This window comes from Hydrogenophaga sp., assembly GCF_051858985.1.
GTDB lineage: Bacteria > Pseudomonadota > Gammaproteobacteria > Burkholderiales > Burkholderiaceae_C > Hydrogenophaga.
Window position 1 is genome coordinate 71,782 of record NZ_JBHYGM010000004.1, and the last position, 20,736, is coordinate 92,517.

Genomic DNA, 20,736 nt, shown 5'->3' on the forward strand with positions numbered 1-20,736 from the left:
CCCGATGGAGCACCCCATGACGACAGCACGCACCCACATCCACGGCCTCCAGGTCGCCACCGAACTGTTCGATTTCATCAACCAGCGGGTACTGCCCGGCACGGGTGTGGACGAGGCGAAGTTCTGGAAGGGTTTCGACGCCATCGTGGCCGACCTGGCGCCGAAGAACGCCGCGCTGCTGGGCGAGCGGGACCGCCTGCAGACCGAGCTGGACACCTGGCACGCCGCCAACCCAGGCCCCATCCGGGACATGGCCGGGTACCGCAAATACCTGGAGACGATCGGCTACCTGGTGCCCGAGCCCAAGAACGCACGCGCCACGACGAAGAACGTGGACGACGAACTGGCGGTGCAGGCCGGCCCGCAACTGGTGGTGCCGATCCTGAACGCGCGCTACGCGCTCAATGCCGCCAACGCGCGCTGGGGTTCGCTTTATGACGCGCTCTACGGCACGGACGTCATCTCTGAAGACAAGGGCTGCGGCAAGGTCGGGCCCAAGGGTGGCTACAACCCCAAGCGCGGCGCGAAGGTCATCGAATACGCGCGCCACGTGCTGGACCGCACCGCGCCGCTGAAGAAGGGCTCGCACGTGGGCTCCGCCGGTTACCGCATCAACAAGGACGGCGACCTGGTGGTGACGCTGGCCGATGGTGGCACCAGCAAGCTGGCCGACAAGTCGCAGCTGGTGGGCTACCAGGGTGAGGCGAAAGCGCCGAGCGCGGTGCTGCTGGTGCACAACGGCCTGCATCTGGACATCCAGATCGATCGCCGCACGCCCATTGGCCAGAGCGACGCCGCCGGTGTGAGCGACCTGGTGGTCGAAGCCGCGCTCTCCACCATCCTCGACCTGGAGGATTCGATCGCCGCCGTGGACGCCGAAGACAAGGTGCTGGCCTACAGCAACTGGCTCGGCATCCTGCAGGGCACGCTGACCGAGTCGGTGAGCAAGGGTGGCAAGACCTTCACGCGCGGCCTGAACGCCGACCGCGAATACACCGCGCCCAACGGCAAGAAGAACGCGGTTCGCCTGCATGGCCGCTCGCTCATGTTCCTGCGCAATGTGGGCCACCTCATGACCAACCCGGCCATCCTGTGGGGCGCCGACGGCAAGGAGATTCCCGAGGGCATCATGGACGCGGTGGTCACCACCACCATCGCACTGCACGACCTGAAGCGCTCGAAGAAGGATGCCATCCGCAACTCGCGCAAGGGCTCGGTCTACATCGTCAAGCCCAAGATGCACGGCCCGCGCGAGGTGGCGTTTGCCGCCGAGCTGTTCGGCCGCGTGGAGCAGTTGCTGGGGCTGAAGGACAGCACGGTCAAGCTCGGCATCATGGACGAGGAACGCCGCACGTCCGTCAACCTCAAGGCCTGCATCGCTGCGGCCGCGAGCCGCGTGGCCTTCATCAACACCGGCTTCCTGGACCGCACCGGCGACGAGATGCACACCGCCATGCTGGCCGGCCCGATGGTGCGCAAGGGCGACATGAAGGCCAGCGCCTGGATCCAGGCCTACGAGAAGAACAACGTGCTCGTGGGCCTCTCGTGCGGCCTGCGCGGCAAGGCGCAGATCGGCAAGGGCATGTGGGCCATGCCCGACCTCATGAAGGCCATGCTGGAACAGAAGATCGCGCATCCCAAGGCCGGCGCCAACACCGCCTGGGTGCCCAGCCCCACCGGCGCCACGCTGCACGCGCTGCACTACCACCAGGTGCTGGTGAGCGACGTGCAGAAGGGGCTGGAAAAGATCGATGCCACCGCCGAGCGCGACAACCTGCTCACCGGCCTGCTCACCATTCCCGTGAGCAGCAACCCGAACTGGAGCGACGCCGAGAAACAGCAGGAGCTGGACAACAACGCGCAGGGCATCCTGGGCTACGTGGTGCGCTGGATCGACCAGGGCGTGGGCTGCTCCAAGGTGCCCGACATCCACAACGTGGGCCTGATGGAAGACCGCGCCACGCTGCGCATTTCCAGCCAGCACCTGGCCAACTGGCTGCACCACGGCATCGTGACCGAAGCGCAGGTGACCAAGACCTTCGAGCGCATGGCCGCCGTGGTCGACCAGCAGAACGCCGGTGACCCGCTGTACCAGAAGATGGCGGGCAACTTCAAGACCAGCAAGGCATACCTCGCAGCGCTGGACCTGGTGTTCAAGGGCAAGGAACAGCCGAGCGGCTACACCGAGCCGCTGCTGCATGCGTGGCGGTTGAAGGTGAAGGCAGCGGGCTGAGGGGGCTCTTCCTCTTCCACACACGCCTCAACCCATTCAAACCGAAGAGGTCGCAGGTCTGGATCGCCACACGGCGTTCGCGTGCAGCTTGACTGCGAATGCCATCGATCAGGGCTGCGTAGGCCTCGGGTGACAGGGTGGCGTAGTCGCTTTCAGGGTTCATGCTGTGCTCCGTCACTGGGGTCGCTGCACTCTAGTCAGCCGCCCCGCAAGCGGAAACGCCGTGCCGTTCAAAACGGTTTTGAAGCGCGTGCAAGGCAGAAGTCCCTACCATCGCACGCATGGACGACCTGGCTTTTGACGACCTGAAGCTCTTTGCGCGCGTGGCGGCGCTGGGCAGCCTGTCGGCGGCGGCTCGCGAGCGAGATGTGCCGGTGAGTCAGGTTTCCAGGACGCTGGCGCGCATCGAAAAGACCACCGGCGTGCGCCTGCTGCACCGGTCCACGCATGGGCTGTCGCTCACCGCCGAGGGCGAAACCTTTCTGGGCTACTGCCTGCGCATTACCGGCGCGCTCGATGAGCTCCAGGGCGAATTCGCCCAGCAGACGGGTGGTGCCAGCGGCCTGGTGCGCGTGGCGGCCAGCACGGTGATCGCGCAATACATCCTTCTGCCGAGCCTGAGCGAGCTGCACCGGCAGCACCCCGGGCTGCGCGTCGAGCTGGATGTGAACGATCGGCTGACCGACCTCGTGCGAGATGGCGTCGACATCGCGATCCGCAGCGGATCGCACCTGCCCGATACGCAGGTGGCGCGCGCACTCGGCCACCTGGGCCGCGCCCTGTACGCGGCGCCCGCCTACGCGCAGCGCGCGGGCCTGCCGCAGCACCCTTCCGAGCTTCACCTGCACCGACTCATCACCAACACCGCCGCGCCGCACCTCAACCAGTGGCCCTTCGTGGTGGACGGGCGCGCGCTCAAGCTGCCAGTGGAAGGTTTCTGGCGCACCAACAGCACCGGCATGGCGGCCAGCATGGTGACGCAGGGCCTGGGCATCGGAAGGCTTGCCACGCTGGCGGCGGAACCGCTGGTGCACCAGGGGATTCTGGTGCCGGTGCTGGCCGAATTCGTGGATGACCAGCCTGTACCGCTGTTTGCCGTCACCTCCACGGCGCGCCAACGGCTGCCGAAGATCCAGGCCTGCATCGATTTCTGGGTGGAGTGGATTGCGCAGGACAGGCAGGCTTCGGTGAGGGCGCCGTGAGCACGCTTTTGCAGTACCTTGTGTTCGACGCCAGCGACGACGGGGAAAGCACGGGCACCTGGGAGGCGATGGCCAGCGTGCGTGATGCGCAGTTGCCCGAAGTGATGAAAGAAGTTCAGGCCGTGCTGCTCCGGGCCGAAGCCCATGCGCCCGGGCCGCGCGGCCCGCTGGAAGAAGGCGGCGCGTGGGACGCCGACCAGTCGGTTCAAGTCGACGGCGACTGGACGACCGTGACGCTGACGCTCACCGGGCCTTGGGAGTGGGGTGAGGCGCTGTTGGCGAAGCTCGATCGCCCCGATTGAAACCCACGGCTTGGGCCGCCTCCCGCGCCTTCGCCAGCCTCTCCTTCACATCCGGGTGCGACGACCCCATCAGCAGGTTCAGGCCCGTGGCCTCGGTGCCGTGGATCTTCGCCAGCACGCTGACCATGGCCGCCGGATCGCGGCCCACACGGCGCAGCAGTTCGATGCCGCGCACATCGGCAGCGTGTTCCTGCGCGTGCAGTTCCTCGCGGGCCGCGCGGGCGGCGGGCGAGCGGGGATTGAACATCTCCAGCGCCATGCGGTCGCGGGCGTCTTCGATCCGCAGGGCCGGATCGCCCAGGCGCTGCAGGTTCGCGCAGGCCTCCACCATCGAATCGCGGCCTTCGATGTGCGCGAGCTCATGCGCGATGACGGCGGCGACCTCATCGTCCGACAGCGCCTGCCTCTCGCTCCACATGGCACTGGTGAGGATGACCATGCCGTGGTCGGCCGCATAGGCGTTGAGTTCGTCATCCTCATAGGCCAGCAGGTGGATGCTGGGACCCGCGCGCAAGCGGGGCGAGGCGGCGATCAGACTGGCCATGATGCGGTGCAGCTTCTGCGGCGCGGCCACCACCGGGTGCTGGTCCATCAGGTCGATGACCTGGGCTTCGTCGAGCACGCGCAACTCGTGGGCCCGGGCGGGATCGTCCAGGCAGGCGCTGTGCACCGCCACCGGGGCCATCAGGCACACCAGCAGCAGGCGCGAGGCGCCATGGAAAAAACGAGCCATACCGTTCATACCGTTTCCTGCCCTCCTTGTACGCCTGTGGCGCGGAGCACGCCAGCCTCCTGCGTCGCGCCTGCGTCACCGATGCGATGAACGGCACAGCGCACGCGCCATGCGGCTGCCCGGGCTGGCCCGGTGGTTGCTTTCCAGGATGCATGAGCCAGAATCCCCCACCCCAGGCCGCCGACGTTGCCCTGAGCAAGCTCGACAGCGCGCTGCTCAACATCCTGGTGAAAGACGGCCGCGCCTCGTTTGCCGACATCGCGCGCCAGCTCGGCATTTCTCGCGCGCACGCACGTGCCCGTGTGCAGACCCTGCAGGCCAACGGGGTGATCGAGCTCTTTGCCGCGGTGATCAACCCCGAGAAACTGGGGCAGGTGAACTCCACGTTCCTCGACATCGTGGTCGCGCCCGCGGCCATCGAACGCATCGCGCAGGAGCTGGCCGACTGCGCCGAGGTGGTGAGCCTGTACATCATGAGCGACCTCAAGAGCCTGCATGTGCACGCACTCACCGAGAGCCCCGAGACCTTCGAGGCCTTCGTGCGCCGCCACATCTTCAACCGCCCCGAAATCCTCTCGGTCGATTGCAAGACCCTGCTCACACGGGTCAAGAACCGGCGCGGCGGCGCGCGCCTGTAGCACCCGCCCGGATTGGTGCGCACGCACCGCCAGCGTGCGAAACGACCGTTTGTGCACCGGGGGTTCACCCGAGGGCGGGCATGGTTTCCATGCGCGGCTGGTTCGCACCATTCACTTGACAAACGGCACCTCAGGCGCGAATCACTGAACATTCGGCACGACGGGCCGCGTGGCCCAGCCCTCCGGACATGCACCAACTCGGAAGCATGCCGCCCCCAGCGGCGGGAAACGCTGGCAAATCAAGCACTTGGGCGCACCGAACGCATGGCATGGCGCTTGCGAACAGGCCTGGATGTCGCCTTACAAACGGCAGCCGTTTCCACCCAATCCCTCACCCACAGGAGTGCCGCCATGTCCCTGATCCGCCGCCAGTTCCTCTCACGCGCTGCCCTCGCCACCTCCGTGCTGGGCGCGCCCGCGCTCGCACAGGCCCAGTCGGCCAGCAAAATCAACTGGAAGATGACCAGCGCCTACGGCAAGGGCTCGCCCTTCTATATGGATGGCCCTGGCAGCGCCACCGACCTGGCCAAGCGCATCCGCGAGATGTCCGATGGCCGACTGAACATCCAGGTGTTCGGCGCCGGTGAGCTCATCCCCGCTTTCGAGGGCTTCGACGCCGTGCGCGCCGGCACGGTGGAAATGAACCACGCCAACGCCTATTTCTGGACCGGCAAGACCGCCGCCGCCCAGTACTTCACCGCCGTGCCCTTCGGCATGAACTTCCAGGGCATGAACGGCTGGCTGTACGACGGCGGCGGCATCGACCTGTGGAACGAGGTTTACGCGCCCTTCGGCATGGTGGCCCTGCCCTGTGGCAACACCGGCGTGCAGATGACGGGCTGGTTCAAGAAAGAGATCAAGACCGTGGCGGACCTCAAGGGCCTGAAGATGCGCATCCCCGGCCTGGCCGGCAAGGTGTACGCCAACCTGGGCGTGGACGTGAAGGTGCTGCCGGGTGGAGAGATCTTCCCCGCGCTGGAGCGTGGCGTGATCGACGCGGCGGAGTTCGTGGGCCCGTTCCAGGACCGCCGCCTGGGACTGCAGAAGGCCGCGAAGTTCTACTACACGACCGGCTGGCACGAGTCGTCCACCGTCTCGGAACTGCTGATCAACAAGGCGGCCTGGGACAAACTGCCCAAGGACCTGCAGGCCATCGTCACCAACGCGTCGGCCGCCTGCAACGTGATCAGCGAAGGCTGGTGCCAGAAAGCCAACTCCGACGCCATGGAAGACCTGATCAAGAACCAGGGCGTGATCGCACGCCCCTTGCCCGACGACGTGATCAAGGCGCTCAAGACCGAGACCGACAAGGTGCTGACCGAGGCCATCAAGGACCCGCTGACGAAGAAGGTGCACGACTCCTATTTCGCCTTCAAGGCCAAGTACGACCGCTGGAGCGAGATCAGCGAAGAGGCCTACCACCTCAAGGTTCGCGGCTGAAGCGGAGCGCACCCACATGCTGAAGGCACTGCGGCCGCTGGCCACGCTCATCGAAGGGGCCATCGACCGCATCGGCGGGCTCACCGCCTGGATCGCGCTGGTGATGATCGGCCTGGTCGCCACCAACGTGCTCCTGCGCTACGCCTTCAGCTTCGGCTCGGTGTGGGCTCAGGAGCTGGAATGGCACCTGCTTGCGGCCCTCATCCTGCTGGGCATGGCCCACGCGCTGCAGCGCGGCGAGAACGTGCGCGTGGACCTGTTCTACAACCGCTACTCGCCGCGCACCAAGCGCGTGGTCGATGTGATCTCGGCCCTGCTGCTCATCACCGTGAGCCTGCTGTTCATCTGGCTGTCGCTGGGCTATGTGGAGCAGTCGCGCTCCATCAGCGAGGCCTCGCCCGACCCCGGCGGCATTCCGCTGCGCTGGCTCGTGAAGGCGCTGATTCCGCTGGGCTACGGCCTGCTGGTGCTGCAGCAACTCGCGCAGTTGCTGCGCCTGCTCGATTCGCCGCTGCAGACGCCCACGGAGTCGAGCCATGTTTGAGATGTCGACCTACGCGGTGTTCATGCTGGTCGGCTTCTTCGTGATGCTGATGATCGGCATCCCCGTGGCCATCAGCCTGGCCGTCACCGGCTTCGTGTTCGGCTGGCTGGGCTTTGGCGAGACGCTGTTCAACCTGATCCCTGCGCGCTTCTACGGCATCGTCAGTGGCTACCAGTGGATGGCGATCCCGCTCTTTGTGTTCATGGGCGTGATGCTGGAGAAATCGAGGCTTGCCGACGACCTGCTGGATGTGATGGGCCACATCGCGGGCGGACTCAAGGGCGGCATGGCCATCGGCATCGTGCTGTTCGGCGTGCTCATGGGGGCCACCACCGGCATCGTGGGCGCGACCATCATCACGCTCGGCCTGCTGACCCTGCCCACGCTGATCCGGCGCGGCTACGACAAGAGCGTGGCCTGCGGCGTGATCTGCGCCTCGGGCACGCTGGGCCAGATCATTCCACCCAGCCTCATCCTCATCCTGCTCTCGGACATCATGCAGCTCTCGGTGGGCACGCTGTTCGCTGCCGCGGTGGGCCCGGGCATGCTGCTGGCCGGCGTGTACATCGTCTACCTGGTCATCATGGGCTGGCTGCGACCGGGCACCATGCCGCCGCTTCCCGTGGCCGAGCGCGACGCGGTGTCGCGGCGCCAGCTCTGGGTGCGATTCTTCAAGGTGCTGGTGCCGCCGGTCATGCTGGTGGTGGCGGTGCTCGGCTCCATCGTGGGCGGCATCGCCGCGCCCACCGAGGCCGCCAGCATGGGTGCGGTTGGTGCGGTGCTGATCACCGCGCTCTCGGGCCGTTTCACCTGGAAGACGCTCAAGGACACCGCCCTGGACACCAGCAAGATCACCGCCATCATGATGTTCATCCTCATGACCGCGCAGGTGTTCGCGCTCTCGTTCCGGGGCCTGCATGGCGAGGACCTGATCGCCGGCATGTTCGAGGCGCTGCCGGGCGGCACCAACACCGCCATCTGGTTCATGATGCTCATCATCTTTGTGCTCGGCTTCTTCGTCGAGTGGATCGAGATCAGCTACATCGCCGTGCCGCTGTTCCTGCCCATCCTCATCAACCTGGGAGTGGACCCGGTCTGGCTGGCGATGCTGATCACCGTGAACCTGCAGTCGAGCTTCCTCACCCCGCCGTTCGGCTGGGCCTTGTTCTACCTCAAGGGCGTGGCGCCACCGGAGGTGAGCATCAAAGACATCTACAAGGGCGTGGTGCCCTTCATCGGCCTGCAGTTCGTCGCGCTCGTGCTGGTGTTCCTGTTCCCGCAGATCGCGCTCTGGCTGCCCAAGGCGATCGGCTGGTAGCGCCATGGACTTCTTCCATCAATACAGCACCTTCTGGCTGCTGGGCCTGGCCACGGCCCTGCTGGCCACCGGCCTGGTGGCGGGCGTGCTCGCGGGGCTGCTCGGGGTGGGCGGCGGCATCGTCATCGTGCCGGTGCTCTACCACCTGTTCACGCTGCTGGGCATCGACGAATCGGTGCGCATGCACGTGACCGTGGGCACGTCGCTCGCCACGATCGTGCCCACCTCCATCATGTCCAGTCGCGCGCACCGCCAGCGCGGCAGCCTGGACATGAACCTGATTCGTCGTCTGATGCCTTGGGTGGTGGCCGGCGTGCTCGTGGGATCGGTGGCGAGCCGCTTCCTCAGCGGCCTGTCGCTCACCGCCGTGTTCGCGTCGGTGGCGCTGGTGGTGGCGGTGAACATGGCGTTCAAGCGCGATGGCTTCGCGTTGCGCGACGGGCTGCCCGGCACGCTGGGCACGGCGGCCATCGGCAGCGGCATCGGCGGCGTGTCCACGCTCATGGGCATCGGCGGCGGCACGCTCAGCGTGCCGATCCTCAACGCCTTGCGCGTGCCCATGCACACCGCCGTGGGCACCGGCGCCATGCTCGGCATGGTCATCAGCATTCCGGGCGCGGTGGCCTTCCTGCTCAATGGCCTCGACGTGCCGCTGCGCCCGCCGTTCAGTTTGGGCTATGTGAACCTGCTGGGCATGGCCATCATCGTGCCGGCCACGCTGCTCACCACCGGCTGGGGTGCGAAACTCGCGCACCGCATCGACGCCAGGCGCCTTCGACAGGTGTTCGCGGCGTTCCTCGCACTCACGGCCATCCGCATGTTCCACGGACTGCTCACCTGAAGAAGAGACCCACACCATGATCCACACCCTCAAGGCCCTGGGCGGCATGCAGGTCGCCCCGCACCACCTGGCCGCGCAGGCCGGGCGCGATGTGCTGCGCGAAGGCGGCAATGCGGTGGAGGCGATGGTGGCGGCCGCCGCCGCCATCGCGGTGGTGTACCCACACATGAACGCCATCGGCGGCGACGGCTTCTGGCTGATACACGAACCGGGCAAGCCCATGGTGGCCATCGATGCCTGCGGCCCAGCCGCCGCGCTCGCCTCGAGCGATTTCTACGCCGGCCTGGATGCGATTCCCGCGCGCGGTCCCACCGCCGCGCTCACCGTGGCCGGCACCATCGGCGGCTGGGCGAAGGCGCTGGAAGTGGCGGCGCCCTGGGGCCCGCCGCTGCCGCTTTCGCGCCTGCTGGCCGACGGCATCCGCCACGCGCGCGATGGCGTGGCGGTGACCACCAGCCAGGCCCAGCTCACACGCGACAAGCTCGCCGGCCTGAAGGACGCGCCCGGTTTTGCGCAGGCCTACCTCGTAGACGGAGAGCCACCACCACCCGGCCACGTGCTCAGGCAGCCCGCACTGGGCCAGACCCTGGCCACGCTGGCCGAACGCGGACTGGACGATTTCTACCGCGGCACGCTGGCGGCCAGCATGGGCGCCGAGCTGGAACGCCTGGGCAGCCCCTTGCGCACCAGCGACCTCGCGGCCTACACGGCGCAACTCGTCGAGCCCCTGGCCGTGCAGCTGCACGACTGCACGGTCTACAACCTGCCGCCACCCACCCAGGGTCTGGCGGCGCTCATGATCATCGGCCTGTTCGATCGCCTGGGCGTGACCGAGGGCGAAGGCTTTGCCCACCTGCATGGCCTGGTGGAAGCCACCAAGCGCGCGTTTCGCGTGCGCGAGCGCGTGGTGACCGACCGCAGCCGCCTGCCGGCCGACCCACAAACCCTGCTGGAGGCCGCCGCGCTGGATGCCCTGGCGGCCCAGATCGATCCGCGCCAGGCGCTGCCGTGGCCCGATCCCGCCGCTCCGGGCGACACGATCTGGATGGGGGCGATCGACGCGCAGGGCCGCGCGGTCAGCTTCATCCAGAGCGTGTACTGGGAGTTCGGTTCGGGCACCGTGCTGCAGGACACCGGCGTGTGCTGGCAGAACCGCGGCACCAGCTTCTCGCTCGACCCTAACGCGCTCAACAGCCTGCAGCCCGGACTCAAGCCCTTCCACACGCTCAACCCGTCGCTCGCCGTGTTCCACGATGGCCGCGTCATGCCCTTCGGCACCATGGGCGGCGAGGGACAGCCGCAGACGCAGGCCGCCGTGTTCACCCGGTACGCACGCTTTGGCCAGCCGCTGCAACAGGCGGTGAGCGCGCCGCGCGGGCTGCTGGGCCGCACCTGGGGCGATGAAAGCACCACGCTCAAGCTGGAGAGCCGTTTCGATCCCGGGCTGGTGGCCGCACTGCGCGGGGCAGGCCACGAAGTGGTGGTGCTGCCCGAGGCTTTCAGCGACACCATGGGCCATGCCGGTGCGCTGGTGCGCCACGCCAGCGGCGTGATCGAAGGCGCAGCGGATCCGCGCAGCGACGGCTCGGTGGCCGGCGTCTGAACCGGCCCTAGCGCCCCTTGAAGCGGGCCGCGCGCCGTTCCTGGAACGACAGCACACCCTCGCGCGCGTCGTCGCTTCTCGAGAGCCGCTGCTGCGTGGCCTCAAACTCCGCCGCTGCGGCCATCGGCCCTTCCTCCACCGCCTTGCGCGCGTTCAGGCGCGTGGCCACCACGGCCAGTGGCGCCTGCAGTGCGATCTCGTCGGCGATGCGCAAGGCTTCGTCGAGTTCGTTGCCGGCCGGCACCACGCGCTGCACAAAGTTCAGACGCAAGGCCTCGGCGCTGTCGAACACGTCGGCCGTGAGCAGGTGCAGCATGGCGTTGCCCAGGCCCGAGCGTTCGGCCATGCGCAGCGTGGCGCCGCCCGTGGCCATGATGCCGCGCTGCACCTCGAGCTGCGAGAAGCGGCCATCGTCGGCAGCCACCACGATGTCGGCCGCCAGCATGAGTTCGATGCCGATGGTGTAGGTGATCCCCTTGACCGCCACCACCACCGGCTTGTTGCGCCGCCGGTAGCCGGCGCGTCCCACATCGGTGGGGTCCACCAGGCCGGGCGTGATGGCGCGTTCGCCGCGCTGCATGTAGGGCGCGAAGGTGGGCAGGTCGAGCCCGCCGGTGAAGTGGTCGCCCATGGCATGGAGCACGCCCACGCGCAGGGCGGGGTCGTCGTCGAGCCGGGTGTAGGCCTCGGCCAGGGCCTGCAGCATGGCCGGCGTGAAGCCGTTGCGCTTGGCGGGCCGGTCGATGCCCATCAGCAGGATGTGACCACGCACCTCGGTGAGGATGCGGCCTTCGGCGGGGGTGGAGGTGGCGTTCATGCCGCTACCATACCGCCAACCCGCAAGCCCTCATGTCCCCCACTTTGCCGACCAGCCCCCCCGAAAGCGCGCCCCAGCGCCTGATGCTGATCGATGCCTTCAAGGCCGTGGCCTCGCAGTTCATCGTGCTGCACCACCTGGCCTTCTACGGCCCCATGTCCGACTTCACGCACCGCATCGCGCCCGATCTGGTGGCCTGGTTCAGCCAGGACGCGCGCATGGCGGTGCAGGTGTTTCTGGTGGTGGCGGGTTTCCTGGCGGCGCGCAGCCTGGCGCCCACCGGCGCGCTGGCCGACACCCAGGTGCCGCTGCGCCTGATCGGTCAGCGGTACGTGCGCATCGCACTGCCCTACATCGCGGCGCTGCTCGTGACGATGGTGTGCACCGAGCTGGCCCGCCAGTGGATGGCACACGACTCGCTGCCGGATGCGCCCGGCTTCTGGCAGTTCGTCTCGCACGCGCTGCTGCTGCACACGCTGCTGGATGCGGACTCGCTCTCGGCCGGCGTGTGGTACGTGGCCATCGACTTCCAGCTCTATGCGCTGCTGCTGGGCCTGCTGTGGGTGGCGCGCGGCGTGCGCGGCCCCTGGCCTCAGGTGCTGGTGGCGGTGGTGGTGCTGGCCTCGCTGTACCACTTCAATCTGGATGCCGACTGGGATGCCTGGGCGCTGTACTTCTTTGGCGCCTATGGCATGGGCGTGCTCACGGCGTGGGCCACGCGCGACGCACTCGCCTGGCGCAGGGGCCGCTGGCCCATGGCCGCGCTGCTGGCGCTGGTGTTCCTGTCACTGGCGCTCGATTTCCGGGCCCGCATCGCGCTGGCGCTGCTGGTCTGCGGGGTGCTGGCGGCGGCGCAGCTGCACGGCTGGCTCACCACCTGGCCCCGCAGCCGCGTGGTGGCCTACCTCGGCCGCATCTCCTATTCGGTGTTCCTGCTCAACTTCCCGGTGGCGCTGGTGGTCAACGCGCTGTTCACGCGCTACGGGACCCTCGACCCAGTGGTGCAGACGCTGGGCGTGCTGCTGGCCTGGCTGGCCTGCAACGTGGCGGGCGCAGCCTTTCACCACGGGGTGGAGGCGCCACTGGGCCGCCTGGGCCGCCGGCAGAAGCCCGTCAGCGTGCCGGCGCCAGCACCGGTGCCAGTGCCGCCTGCGTCATCAGCTCCGTGAACCACACGCGGTAGCCCGCGTCGCTGGGGTGCAGGCCGTCCGCAGCGTTCAGTTCGGGTTGCTGCGCAAACGGGTCGGTGGCCTTGTCCTTGTACAGGTTCACGTAAGTGGCCCCGTGGCGCTGGGTGGCTTCGCGCACCAGGCCATGCAGCGTGCGGGCGCGCGAACTCATGAACCACGACACCGGTGGGTAGAAGAACGGCGCGTTGCCCACATTGCCCGCGGGCATGAGGATCACGCGGTCGGCCCGCGCCTTCGCCAGCGTGAGCACGCGTTCGATGTCGGCGCCCACCGTGTCCATGTTGCGCAAGCGGATCACGTCGTTGCCACCAGCCTGGATCAGCACGAGATCGTAGCGATCGGAGCCGCCCAGCTGGAGCGCCACGTCATCGAACTTCGCGCCGTCGCGCGCGCGGTTGTCGATGCGCAGCCGCGGGTACTCGCGCGCCAGCAGGCCGGCCAGGCTGGTCTGCGCTGAACTCGCGCCGGTGCCCACCGCCGTGCTGTCCCCCACGATCAGCAGGCGCAGCGCCGGGCTGGCGGGGGTGTGCTGGAAGGGTTCGCTGCGTTTGGCCAGATCGCTGGCCTGGCCGATGCGCCAGACGGTGCAGCCGGACAGGCCCAACAAAGCGAGCGCCACCAGGCCAGCGAGCAGCAGGGTCCAGGGCCAGGTAGAAGGGGTGGTCATGTGGCGCAAACTAACATAGCCTTCGGCGTGCGCCGTGCCACGCCGCAAAAGCCCCCATGCCCACCACCCCGAACCCCCTGGACCCGACGCGCTGCCCGCTCTGCGGCGCCGACAACCGCTGCGCCATGGAAATCGAGCGCGAGACCGGCCAGGCGCAACCACCCTGCTGGTGCGTGAACGCCACCTTTGCGCCCGGCCTGCTGGAGAGCCTGCCCGAGGCGGCCCGTGGCCAGGCCTGCCTGTGCGCGGGCTGCGTGGCCGCCGCGCTGGAAGCGGGCCGTGGCTGAGGAGCGCGACAACGCCCTGCCCGCGCTGCAGGCGCGCCACGGCCCGCGCTACCGCTGGCTGCTGCTCTTCGTGGTGATGGTGGGCACCGTGGCTTCGATCATGTCATCGACCATCATCAACGTGGCCATTCCCGACCTGAGCCGCCACTTCGCGCTGGGCCAGGAGCGCGCGCAGTGGGTGTCTTCCGGCTTCATGGCCGCCATGACGGTCTCCATGCTCACCACGCCCTGGCTGCTTTCCCGCTACGGGTACCGCCGCACCTACATGGGCTGCATGTGGATGCTGCTGGTGGGGGGCGTGGTGGGGGGCTTTGCCAATTACTACCCGCTGGTCCTGGCCGCGCGCGTGGTCGAAGGCCTGGCAGCGGGCGTGGTGCAACCGATTCCCGCCATCATCATCCTGCGCGCCTTCGAATCGAACGAGCAAGGCCGCGCGAGCGGCGTGTTCGGCATGGGCGTGGTGCTGGCGCCGGCACTCGGCCCCAGCATCGGCGGCCTGCTGGTCGACGGCTTCGGCTGGCGATCCATCTTCTTCATGGTGGTGCCGTTCTGCCTGGTGTCGCTCTGGCTGGCGAAGCGCTATGTGCCCACCAGCGCGCCGGGCGGCGTGGCGGCCAACCGCACCGGCGCCGCGCTGGACTGGCGCGGGCTGATGCTGGCCACCGCCGGCACGCTGTGCCTGCTCAATGGCCTGGTGGAACTGCACGGCGGCACGGCACTGGCTGCCACGTCATTGCTGGGCTCGGCGGCCGCACTGCTGCTGGTGTTCGTGTGGCTGCAGCGGCGCACCCTGAAGAAGCGCAGCCACGGTCACGGCATCGACCCGCTGATGAACCTCTCGCTGTTCACCGACCGGCGCTTCGCCATGGGCAGCATCGTCGCCTTCATCTACGGCATCGCGCTCTTCGGCTCCACGTACCTGCTGCCGGTGTACATGCAGATGGGGCTGGGCCTCTCGCCGTCGTATGTGGGCACCATCCTCCTGCCGGCGGGCATTGTGCTGGCGGTGTGCATCGCGGTGGTCGGGCGCCTGGCGGACCGGCAGCCCACGCACCGGCTGGTCACCATCGGCCTCGCGCTGCTGGCGGCCTCGTTCGCGCTCATGGTCACCGTGAATCCGGAGCGGCCGGCGCAGGTGATTCCCCTGCTGGTGATCTGGGCGGTGCTCGGGCGCATCGGCCTGGGTTTCATCCTCCCTTCGCTCAACATCGGCGCCATGCGCGGGCTGCACCGCATGCACATTCCGCAGGGGGCGAGCGTCATCAATTTCCTGCGCATGCTCGGCGGTGCGGCCGGTGTCAGCCTGTGCGGCATCGTGCTGGAATGGCGACTGGCCGCGCACGGCACCGACCGCATGGCCGCGTTCGACGAGACTTTCCTCATGCTGGCGGCGGTGTGCGCACTGGCGATCATCGCGGCTCTCAAGTTGCGCGAGCGCTGATCGCATGTCGGCGCGCAAACCGTTTCGCCGCTGGGCCGCCCCAAGGCGAAACAGCCCCTTGGGGGGCAGCGACCCGCAAAGCGGTGGAGCGTGGGGGCACAATAGATTCATGTGCCAACTGCTCGGCCTCAACTGCGCCACCCCCACCGACGCCTCGTTCAGCTTCACCGGCTTCTGCCAGCGCGGCGGCAAGACAGACCACCACGCCGACGGCTGGGGCATCGCCTTCTTCGAGGGCAAGGGCCTGCGCCTGTTCGTGGACCACGCCAGCGCCGCCGATTCGCCGATGGCCGAATTCCTGCAGGGCTACCCGCTCAAGAGCCGCAACATCATTGCCCACGTGCGCAAGGCCACCATTGGCGAAGTGGCGCTGGAGAACGCCCACCCCTTCGTGCGCCAGCTCTGGGGCCGGCAATGGGTGTTCGCCCACAACGGCGACCTCAAGGACTACCACCCGCCGCTGCACAGCCTGTTCCGCCCGGTGGGCACCACCGACAGCGAGCGCGCCTTCTGCTGGCTGATGCAGGAACTGGCGAAATCGCACGCCAGCCTGCCCGACGTGAACGAACTCACCCTGACGCTGCAGGAGCTGTTGCCGCAGGTGCGCAAGTTCGGCACCTTCAACTTCCTGCTGTCCAACGGCGAAGCGCTGTGGGCGCATTGCAGCACGCGGCTGCACTGGCTGGTGCGACAGCATCCGTTCGCCCAGGCCACGCTGATGGACCGCGACTGGACCGTGAACTTTGCCGACCTCAACCAGCCCGGCGACCGCGCCGCGGTGGTGGTGACGACGCCGCTGACCAGCAACGAGCAGTGGACCGCCTTCGAGCCTGACGAGCTCAAGGTGTTCGTGGACGGTCTGCCGCTGGCCTGAGTGCGTGCCCGCTCTCGGGGATGTCCCGGGTGGCAACAGGCGACAAGTCAGGGCCTACTATCATGGCCCGCGTTGGCGCCACCGAAGCGCCGCGCCCGATTTCCACCCTCACCTCAGGAGACAACACCATGCAGAGACGACACCTCATCGCAGGCGGCCTGGCCGCGGCCACGCTGCCCGGCTTCACGTTCGCGCAGACCCTGGAAAAGCCCAAGGCCACCATCGCGGTGGGCGGCAAGAACCTGCTTTATTACCTGCCGCTCACCATTGCCGAGCAGCTGGGCTACTTCAAGGCCGAAGGGCTGGACCTCACCATCGTCGATTTCGCGGGTGGCTCGCGCGCACTCGCTGCCGTGGTGGGAGGCAGTGCCGACGTGGTCTCTGGCGCGTTCGAGCACACCGTGAACATGCAGTTCAAGGGCCAGCCCATGCGCGCGTTTGCACTGCAGGGCCTGGCGCCGCAGATCGTGCTGGGCGTGAACCCCAAGACCATGGCCAACTTCAAGACCGTGGCCGACCTCAAGGGCAAGAAGATCGGCGTGACCGCGCCGGGCAGTTCCACCAACGTGCTGGTGAACTTCGTGCTGGCCAAGGCAGGACTCAAACCCAGCGACGTGAGCATCGTGGGTGTGGGCGCTGGCAACGGCGCGGTGGCGGCCATGCGCTCGGGCCAGATCGACGCCATCAGCAACCTGGATCCGGTGATCACACTGCTCATGCGTTCGGGCGACCTGAAGATCGTGACCGACACGCGCATCGTGAGCGAGGCCGAGAAGGTGTTCGGCGGCCCCATGCCCGCCGGCTGCCTGTACGCGCCGCAGTCCTTCCTGGACAAGAACCCCAACACCGCGCAGGCCATGGCCAACGCCATCGTGCGGGCCAACAAGTGGATCCAGGCCGCCGGTCCCACGGACATCATCAAGGCCGTGCCCGAGAGCTACCTGCTCGGCGACCGCGCGGTGTACATCGACGCCTTCATGGCCGCCAAGGGTGCGCTCTCCAAGGACGGCACCTTCCCCGCCAAGGGCGCGGACACCGCCTACAAGGCCCTGGCCAGCGTGGACGCCGACCTCGCCAAGGCCAAGCTGGACCTGAACGCGGTCTACACCAACAGCTTTGCCCAGAAGGCGAACGCCAAGTACCCGAAAGGCTGATGATCCGATGACCAGTCCCGCGATCGACCTGCAGGGCGTGGCCTGCACTTTCATCAGCAAGGACGACCCCGGTCAGCGCTACACCGCCGTGAGCGACGTGACGCTGACCGTGGGCGCGGGCGAGTTCGTCAGCGTGGTCGGCCCCACGGGCTGCGGCAAGAGCACGCTGCTGAACGTGGCCGCCGGGCTGCTGGCGCCCAGCACCGGCACGGTGAAGGTGTTCGGCGAAACGCTGAGCGGCATCAACACCCGCGCCGGCTACATGTTTCAGACAGAAAGCCTCATGCCCTGGCGCACCGCGCTGGGCAACGTGATGGCGGGCCTGTCGTTTCGCGGCGTGGCCGAGGCCGATGCGAAAGCGCAGGCCGAGGAATGGCTGCGCCGCGTGGGACTGGGCGGCTTTGGCGACCGCTACCCGCACCAGATGAGCGGCGGCATGCGCAAGCGCGCCAGCCTGGCGCAGACCCTGGTGCTCGACCCCGACATCATCCTGATGGACGAACCCTTCTCGGCACTGGACATCCAGACGCGCCAGCTGATGGAGAACGAGGTGCTGGACCTCTGGGCCGCCAAGAAGAAGGCGGTGCTGTTCATCACGCACGACCTGGACGAAGCCATTGCCATGAGCGACCGCGTGGTGATCCTGAGCGCCGGGCCAGCGAGCCACCCGATCGGTGAATTCGCCATCGACATCCCGCGCCCGCGCGACGTGGCCGAGATCAAGACCACCCGCCGCTTCGTCGAACTGCACGCCGCCATCTGGGCCGTGATGCGGGAAGAAGTGCTCAAGGGTTACCAGCAGCAATTGCAGAAAGCGGCCTGAACACGATGTGGAAGCTGATCAAACCGCAGCCCAGCACGCTGCGCCTGTGGCAACTGGGCCTGCTCGTGGCTCTCATCGTCTTCTGGTACGTGATGACCACGCCAGGGCTCATCCCGCCCTTCATGTTCGACAACGACCGCCAGGCCGCCTTCTTCTTCGGCGAACCGGTGCGCGTGGCCGAACGCATCTGGACCTGGTTCGTCACCGACGCCGACATCTACCAGCACCTGGGCGTGACGCTCACGGAAACGCTGCTGGCGTTCGCGATTGGCGCCATCGGCGGCCTGCTTGGCGGCCTGTGGCTCGCGCTCAGCCCCATGGCGTCGGCGATTCTGGAGCCCTACATCAAGGCCATGAACTCCATGCCCCGCATCATCCTGGCGCCCATCTTCGCGGTGTGGTTCGGGCTGGGCATCGCCAGCAAGGTGGCGCTGGGCGTGACGCTGGTGTTCTTCATCGTGTTCTTCAACGTCTACCAGGGCGTGAAGGAAGTGAGCCCCGTGATCCTGGCCAACGCCCGCATGCTCGGCGCCAGCCAGCGCCAGTTGCTGCGGCACGTGTACCTGCCCAGCGCCACGAGCTGGGTGTTCAGCTCCCTGCACACCAGCGTGGGCCTGGCCTTCGTGGGCGCAGTGGTCGGCGAATACCTCGGCTCCAGCCAGGGCGTGGGCTACCTCATCCTCCAGGCAGAGGGCAGCTTCGACATCAACACCGTCATGGCCGGCATCGTGGTGCTCACCATGTTTGCGCTGGTGCTCGACGCCGTGGTGGGCAAGATCGAGAGGCGCTTGATGAAGTGGCAGCCGAAGGTGGGGGAGACGGAGAAGCTGTGAGGCTTGCTCTCGCAGACCGGGACGACAGCCATCGTGAACCCCGCGGCTTTGAAGCTCATCGAGCTCTGAATCAAGTTCGAACCGTGCGGCAAAAACGCCGCATGATCACGGAGCTTGAGGCGACAAGGATGCGGGGGAGCATGTCGATCCTTCTTTCTGAGGCCTGGCGTTCGAGCTAACCGGGTCGCGGTGGGAGATGGCGAAGCGGGGGTTGGGCGACGCCCGGCACCGATCAATCAGATGACGACCTTGGCCGCAGCAGTGGCGACGTTGCCGGTGTTCGGTGTGCCTTGCGGCTCGATGAGCAGAATGTGCGCCTCCTCTTCTGCGACGGGACAATGCTCCACGCCCTTGGGCACGACATACATCTCTCCCGGTTTCAGCGTCACGCTGCCGTCGCGCAGCAGGATGGTCAGCTCTCCCTTGAGAACCAGGAAAAAGTCATCGGTGTCGTCGTGTTTGTGCCAGTTGAACGGGCCCTTGACCTTGACGACCATGAGGTCGTGGCCGTTGAACTGCCCGACAGTTCTTGGCTTGTAGTGTTCAGAAAATGTTTCGAGCTTCTCGGCCAGGTTGATTGACTTCATCTGTGTCCAGTGGGTGGGGTGTGAGGAACGTCTGACAAAGCATCGATTAGAAATGGCGCGTGATCCCAATTGATCTCGTGCCGCCTTGCGCAATATATCCGGCAGAGCATGGAGGAGCGGCAAGACACCGCGAGAGTTTCTGGCTACGGCTATCTCCAGATTTTTCCGGCAAGGCCTGTGTGTTCACTACCCCACCCGCCCGACAAACGCATCAAACATCAATCCGCGCAACCAGCGATGCGCGGGATCGTTGTTCACGCTCTTGCTCCAGTGCAGGTGCGCATCGAACACCGGTGAGCGGAACGGCAGAGGCAGGCGCACGAGGCGCCTGTTGTCGGCAAACGCGTCGGCGATCGCATCGGGCACCGTTGCAATCAGTTCGGTGTTGGCAATGATCTCCGGCAGGCTCATGAAGTGCGGTGTGGTGAGGGCCGCACGCCGGCGGATGCCGCGCTTCTGAACGTAGGTCTCCAGCAGACCATGCGTCCGGGTGGGCGCCTCCACCACCACATGGCGCGCCTCCACATACCGTTTCAGGGTGAAGTCGCGGATCAGTTCGCGGTGGTCGGCGCTGCAGATGCACACGAAGCCGTGCTGGCCGATGCGTCTGCGCACGAACTCGGCGGACATCAGGTCGGGGAAATAACCGAGCGCCAGGTCCACCTGGCCCTCGGACAATGCGCGCTGCAGTTGCGGCTGCGCTGTGGCCATCACGCGCAGCCGCACACCCGGGGCCGCGCGCGTCAGCACATTGAGTGCGCGCGGCATGTACATGGCCTCGGCGGTGTCCGACGCCGCCACGCGGAACTCCCGCTCGTCGAAGGCGGGATCGAAGGACGCCTTGTTCAGGATGCGCTGCTCGATGCACTGCACCGCTTCCCGCATGGGCACGGCCAGTTGCTTCGCACGCGTGGTGGGCTGCATGCCGTTGGCCGTACCGACGAACAGCGCATCGCCCAAGGTGACGCGCAAGCGCGCCAGCGCGGTGCTCAGGCCCGATTGACTCATGCCCAGGCTGGCTGCGGCAACGCCCACGCTGCGGTGGTCGAGCACAGCCAGAAAAATCTTCATCGTCTGCAGGTTCAGGTTGCCGTTCATGGGTGTCCCTCACTTCGAATGCTGCCTTCCAGCATCGCAAAATCAGATTCTATTGATCTGAATCAAAGATGGGATCCAGTTCTAGACTGAAGGGCGTTTCCATCACCCACG

21 protein-coding genes are annotated in these 20,736 nt (G+C 67.2%); 16 read left to right on the forward strand and 5 right to left on the reverse strand.

Annotation, left to right across the window (positions count from 1 at the left end; translation table 11 throughout):
- The first annotated feature begins 16 nt into the window (after positions 1-16).
- The 3 genes from ACTIEY_RS17325 to ACTIEY_RS17335 all read left to right on the forward strand — a co-directional run bounded on the left by ACTIEY_RS17325 (position 17) and on the right by ACTIEY_RS17335 (position 3,737).
- Entirely contained in the window at positions 17-2,233 is a 2,217-nt protein-coding gene (locus tag ACTIEY_RS17325; RefSeq protein WP_439520389.1) for a malate synthase G, read from the forward strand.
- A gap of 281 nt (positions 2,234-2,514) precedes the next feature.
- Positions 2,515-3,435, forward strand: a complete 921-nt coding sequence (locus tag ACTIEY_RS17330) for a LysR substrate-binding domain-containing protein (protein ID WP_439520390.1) — start codon at positions 2,515-2,517, stop codon at positions 3,433-3,435.
- On the forward strand, positions 3,432-3,737 hold the full coding sequence (locus ACTIEY_RS17335) for a hypothetical protein (protein ID WP_439520391.1): 306 nt from the start codon (positions 3,432-3,434) through the stop codon (positions 3,735-3,737). The genes ACTIEY_RS17330 and ACTIEY_RS17335 overlap by 4 nt, the downstream gene beginning before the upstream one ends.
- Here the strand turns inward: ACTIEY_RS17335 and ACTIEY_RS17340 are convergent.
- Positions 3,679-4,470: a M48 family metallopeptidase gene (locus ACTIEY_RS17340; RefSeq protein ID WP_439520392.1), complete on the reverse strand. Its 792-nt coding sequence runs from the start codon at positions 4,468-4,470 to the stop codon at positions 3,679-3,681. The two genes, ACTIEY_RS17335 and ACTIEY_RS17340, sit on opposite strands and share 59 nt — an antisense overlap.
- A gap of 152 nt (positions 4,471-4,622) precedes the next feature.
- On the opposite strand from ACTIEY_RS17340, the gene ACTIEY_RS17345 reads away from it, so the two are divergent.
- The 6 genes from ACTIEY_RS17345 to ACTIEY_RS17370 all read left to right on the forward strand — a co-directional run bounded on the left by ACTIEY_RS17345 (position 4,623) and on the right by ACTIEY_RS17370 (position 10,854).
- Complete coding sequence (locus tag ACTIEY_RS17345) at positions 4,623-5,108, forward strand: Lrp/AsnC family transcriptional regulator (RefSeq protein WP_439520393.1); 486 nt, start codon at positions 4,623-4,625, stop codon at positions 5,106-5,108.
- A 351-nt stretch (positions 5,109-5,459) separates the two neighbouring features.
- Positions 5,460-6,548, forward strand: a complete 1,089-nt coding sequence (locus ACTIEY_RS17350; RefSeq protein WP_439520394.1) for a TRAP transporter substrate-binding protein — start codon at positions 5,460-5,462, stop codon at positions 6,546-6,548.
- A gap of 16 nt (positions 6,549-6,564) precedes the next feature.
- Positions 6,565-7,092 (forward strand): TRAP transporter small permease subunit, encoded by a 528-nt coding sequence (locus ACTIEY_RS17355; protein WP_439520395.1) that lies wholly within the window; start codon positions 6,565-6,567, stop codon positions 7,090-7,092.
- On the forward strand, positions 7,085-8,410 hold the full coding sequence (locus ACTIEY_RS17360; protein WP_439520396.1) for a TRAP transporter large permease: 1,326 nt from the start codon (positions 7,085-7,087) through the stop codon (positions 8,408-8,410). The genes ACTIEY_RS17355 and ACTIEY_RS17360 overlap by 8 nt, the downstream gene beginning before the upstream one ends.
- A 4-nt stretch (positions 8,411-8,414) precedes the next feature.
- Positions 8,415-9,251 (forward strand): sulfite exporter TauE/SafE family protein, encoded by an 837-nt coding sequence (locus ACTIEY_RS17365; RefSeq protein WP_439520397.1) that lies wholly within the window; start codon positions 8,415-8,417, stop codon positions 9,249-9,251.
- A 16-nt stretch (positions 9,252-9,267) separates the two neighbouring features.
- A complete protein-coding gene (locus tag ACTIEY_RS17370; protein ID WP_439520398.1) occupies positions 9,268-10,854 on the forward strand; it encodes a gamma-glutamyltransferase family protein in 1,587 nt (528 codons plus the stop codon).
- 7 nt (positions 10,855-10,861) lie between these two features.
- Here the strand turns inward: ACTIEY_RS17370 and ACTIEY_RS17375 are convergent, their stop codons facing one another.
- Complete coding sequence (locus ACTIEY_RS17375) at positions 10,862-11,671, reverse strand: crotonase/enoyl-CoA hydratase family protein (protein ID WP_439520399.1); 810 nt, start codon at positions 11,669-11,671, stop codon at positions 10,862-10,864.
- Positions 11,672-11,703: 32 nt separating this feature from the next.
- Between ACTIEY_RS17375 and ACTIEY_RS17380 the strand changes: the two genes are divergently transcribed.
- Complete coding sequence (locus tag ACTIEY_RS17380) at positions 11,704-12,840, forward strand: acyltransferase family protein (protein ID WP_439520400.1); 1,137 nt, start codon at positions 11,704-11,706, stop codon at positions 12,838-12,840.
- Here the strand turns inward: ACTIEY_RS17380 and ACTIEY_RS17385 are convergent.
- On the reverse strand, positions 12,785-13,528 hold the full coding sequence (locus tag ACTIEY_RS17385) for an SGNH/GDSL hydrolase family protein (protein ID WP_439520401.1): 744 nt from the start codon (positions 13,526-13,528) through the stop codon (positions 12,785-12,787). The genes ACTIEY_RS17380 and ACTIEY_RS17385 overlap by 56 nt on opposite strands.
- A gap of 56 nt (positions 13,529-13,584) precedes the next feature.
- On the opposite strand from ACTIEY_RS17385, the gene ACTIEY_RS17390 reads away from it, so the two are divergent.
- The 6 genes from ACTIEY_RS17390 to ACTIEY_RS17415 all read left to right on the forward strand — a co-directional run bounded on the left by ACTIEY_RS17390 (position 13,585) and on the right by ACTIEY_RS17415 (position 18,940).
- Complete coding sequence (locus tag ACTIEY_RS17390) at positions 13,585-13,815, forward strand: cysteine-rich CWC family protein (protein WP_439520402.1); 231 nt, start codon at positions 13,585-13,587, stop codon at positions 13,813-13,815.
- Positions 13,808-15,256, forward strand: a complete 1,449-nt coding sequence (locus tag ACTIEY_RS17395; RefSeq protein ID WP_439520403.1) for an MFS transporter — start codon at positions 13,808-13,810, stop codon at positions 15,254-15,256. The genes ACTIEY_RS17390 and ACTIEY_RS17395 overlap by 8 nt, the downstream gene beginning before the upstream one ends.
- A gap of 109 nt (positions 15,257-15,365) precedes the next feature.
- A complete protein-coding gene (locus ACTIEY_RS17400; protein ID WP_439520404.1) occupies positions 15,366-16,130 on the forward strand; it encodes a class II glutamine amidotransferase in 765 nt (254 codons plus the stop codon).
- A gap of 128 nt (positions 16,131-16,258) precedes the next feature.
- Positions 16,259-17,284 (forward strand): ABC transporter substrate-binding protein, encoded by a 1,026-nt coding sequence (locus ACTIEY_RS17405; RefSeq protein WP_439520405.1) that lies wholly within the window; start codon positions 16,259-16,261, stop codon positions 17,282-17,284.
- 7 nt (positions 17,285-17,291) lie between these two features.
- Positions 17,292-18,107 (forward strand): ABC transporter ATP-binding protein, encoded by an 816-nt coding sequence (locus tag ACTIEY_RS17410; RefSeq protein WP_439520406.1) that lies wholly within the window; start codon positions 17,292-17,294, stop codon positions 18,105-18,107.
- A gap of 5 nt (positions 18,108-18,112) precedes the next feature.
- A complete protein-coding gene (locus tag ACTIEY_RS17415; protein ID WP_439520407.1) occupies positions 18,113-18,940 on the forward strand; it encodes an ABC transporter permease in 828 nt (275 codons plus the stop codon).
- A gap of 236 nt (positions 18,941-19,176) precedes the next feature.
- On the opposite strand, the gene ACTIEY_RS17420 is transcribed toward ACTIEY_RS17415, so the two are convergent.
- Both ACTIEY_RS17420 and ACTIEY_RS17425 read right to left on the reverse strand, forming a co-directional pair.
- Positions 19,177-19,527 carry a cupin domain-containing protein gene (locus ACTIEY_RS17420; RefSeq protein WP_439520408.1) on the reverse strand — a complete coding sequence of 117 codons (351 nt, stop codon included), beginning with the start codon at positions 19,525-19,527 and terminating at the stop codon, positions 19,177-19,179.
- A 186-nt stretch (positions 19,528-19,713) separates the two neighbouring features.
- A complete protein-coding gene (locus ACTIEY_RS17425) occupies positions 19,714-20,625 on the reverse strand; it encodes a LysR family transcriptional regulator (RefSeq protein WP_439520409.1) in 912 nt (303 codons plus the stop codon).
- Between the last annotated feature and the right edge of the window lie 111 nt (positions 20,626-20,736).

Excerpts from the sequence above, each read along its gene's own strand:
- ACTIEY_RS17365 (WP_439520397.1), top strand. The coding sequence starts at position 8,415 with ATGGACTTCTTCCATCAATACAGCACCTTCTGGCTGCTGGGCCTGGCC.
- ACTIEY_RS17405 (WP_439520405.1), top strand. The coding sequence starts at position 16,259 with ATGCAGAGACGACACCTCATCGCAGGCGGCCTGGCCGCGGCCACGCTG.
- ACTIEY_RS17390 (WP_439520402.1), top strand. The coding sequence starts at position 13,585 with ATGCCCACCACCCCGAACCCCCTGGACCCGACGCGCTGCCCGCTCTGC.
- ACTIEY_RS17380 (WP_439520400.1), top strand. The coding sequence starts at position 11,704 with ATGTCCCCCACTTTGCCGACCAGCCCCCCCGAAAGCGCGCCCCAGCGC.
- ACTIEY_RS17400 (WP_439520404.1), top strand. The coding sequence starts at position 15,366 with ATGTGCCAACTGCTCGGCCTCAACTGCGCCACCCCCACCGACGCCTCG.
- ACTIEY_RS17325 (WP_439520389.1), top strand. The coding sequence starts at position 17 with ATGACGACAGCACGCACCCACATCCACGGCCTCCAGGTCGCCACCGAA.
- ACTIEY_RS17360 (WP_439520396.1), top strand. The coding sequence starts at position 7,085 with ATGTTTGAGATGTCGACCTACGCGGTGTTCATGCTGGTCGGCTTCTTC.
- ACTIEY_RS17345 (WP_439520393.1), top strand. The coding sequence starts at position 4,623 with ATGAGCCAGAATCCCCCACCCCAGGCCGCCGACGTTGCCCTGAGCAAG.
- ACTIEY_RS17375 (WP_439520399.1), bottom strand. The coding sequence starts at position 11,671 with ATGAACGCCACCTCCACCCCCGCCGAAGGCCGCATCCTCACCGAGGTG.
- ACTIEY_RS17350 (WP_439520394.1), top strand. The coding sequence starts at position 5,460 with ATGTCCCTGATCCGCCGCCAGTTCCTCTCACGCGCTGCCCTCGCCACC.
- ACTIEY_RS17340 (WP_439520392.1), bottom strand. The coding sequence starts at position 4,470 with ATGGCTCGTTTTTTCCATGGCGCCTCGCGCCTGCTGCTGGTGTGCCTG.
- ACTIEY_RS17410 (WP_439520406.1), top strand. The coding sequence starts at position 17,292 with ATGACCAGTCCCGCGATCGACCTGCAGGGCGTGGCCTGCACTTTCATC.
- ACTIEY_RS17330 (WP_439520390.1), top strand. The coding sequence starts at position 2,515 with ATGGACGACCTGGCTTTTGACGACCTGAAGCTCTTTGCGCGCGTGGCG.
- ACTIEY_RS17355 (WP_439520395.1), top strand. The coding sequence starts at position 6,565 with ATGCTGAAGGCACTGCGGCCGCTGGCCACGCTCATCGAAGGGGCCATC.
- ACTIEY_RS17415 (WP_439520407.1), top strand. The coding sequence starts at position 18,113 with ATGTGGAAGCTGATCAAACCGCAGCCCAGCACGCTGCGCCTGTGGCAA.
- ACTIEY_RS17425 (WP_439520409.1), bottom strand. The coding sequence starts at position 20,625 with ATGAACGGCAACCTGAACCTGCAGACGATGAAGATTTTTCTGGCTGTG.
- ACTIEY_RS17385 (WP_439520401.1), bottom strand. The coding sequence starts at position 13,528 with ATGACCACCCCTTCTACCTGGCCCTGGACCCTGCTGCTCGCTGGCCTG.
- ACTIEY_RS17370 (WP_439520398.1), top strand. The coding sequence starts at position 9,268 with ATGATCCACACCCTCAAGGCCCTGGGCGGCATGCAGGTCGCCCCGCAC.
- ACTIEY_RS17420 (WP_439520408.1), bottom strand. The coding sequence starts at position 19,527 with ATGAAGTCAATCAACCTGGCCGAGAAGCTCGAAACATTTTCTGAACAC.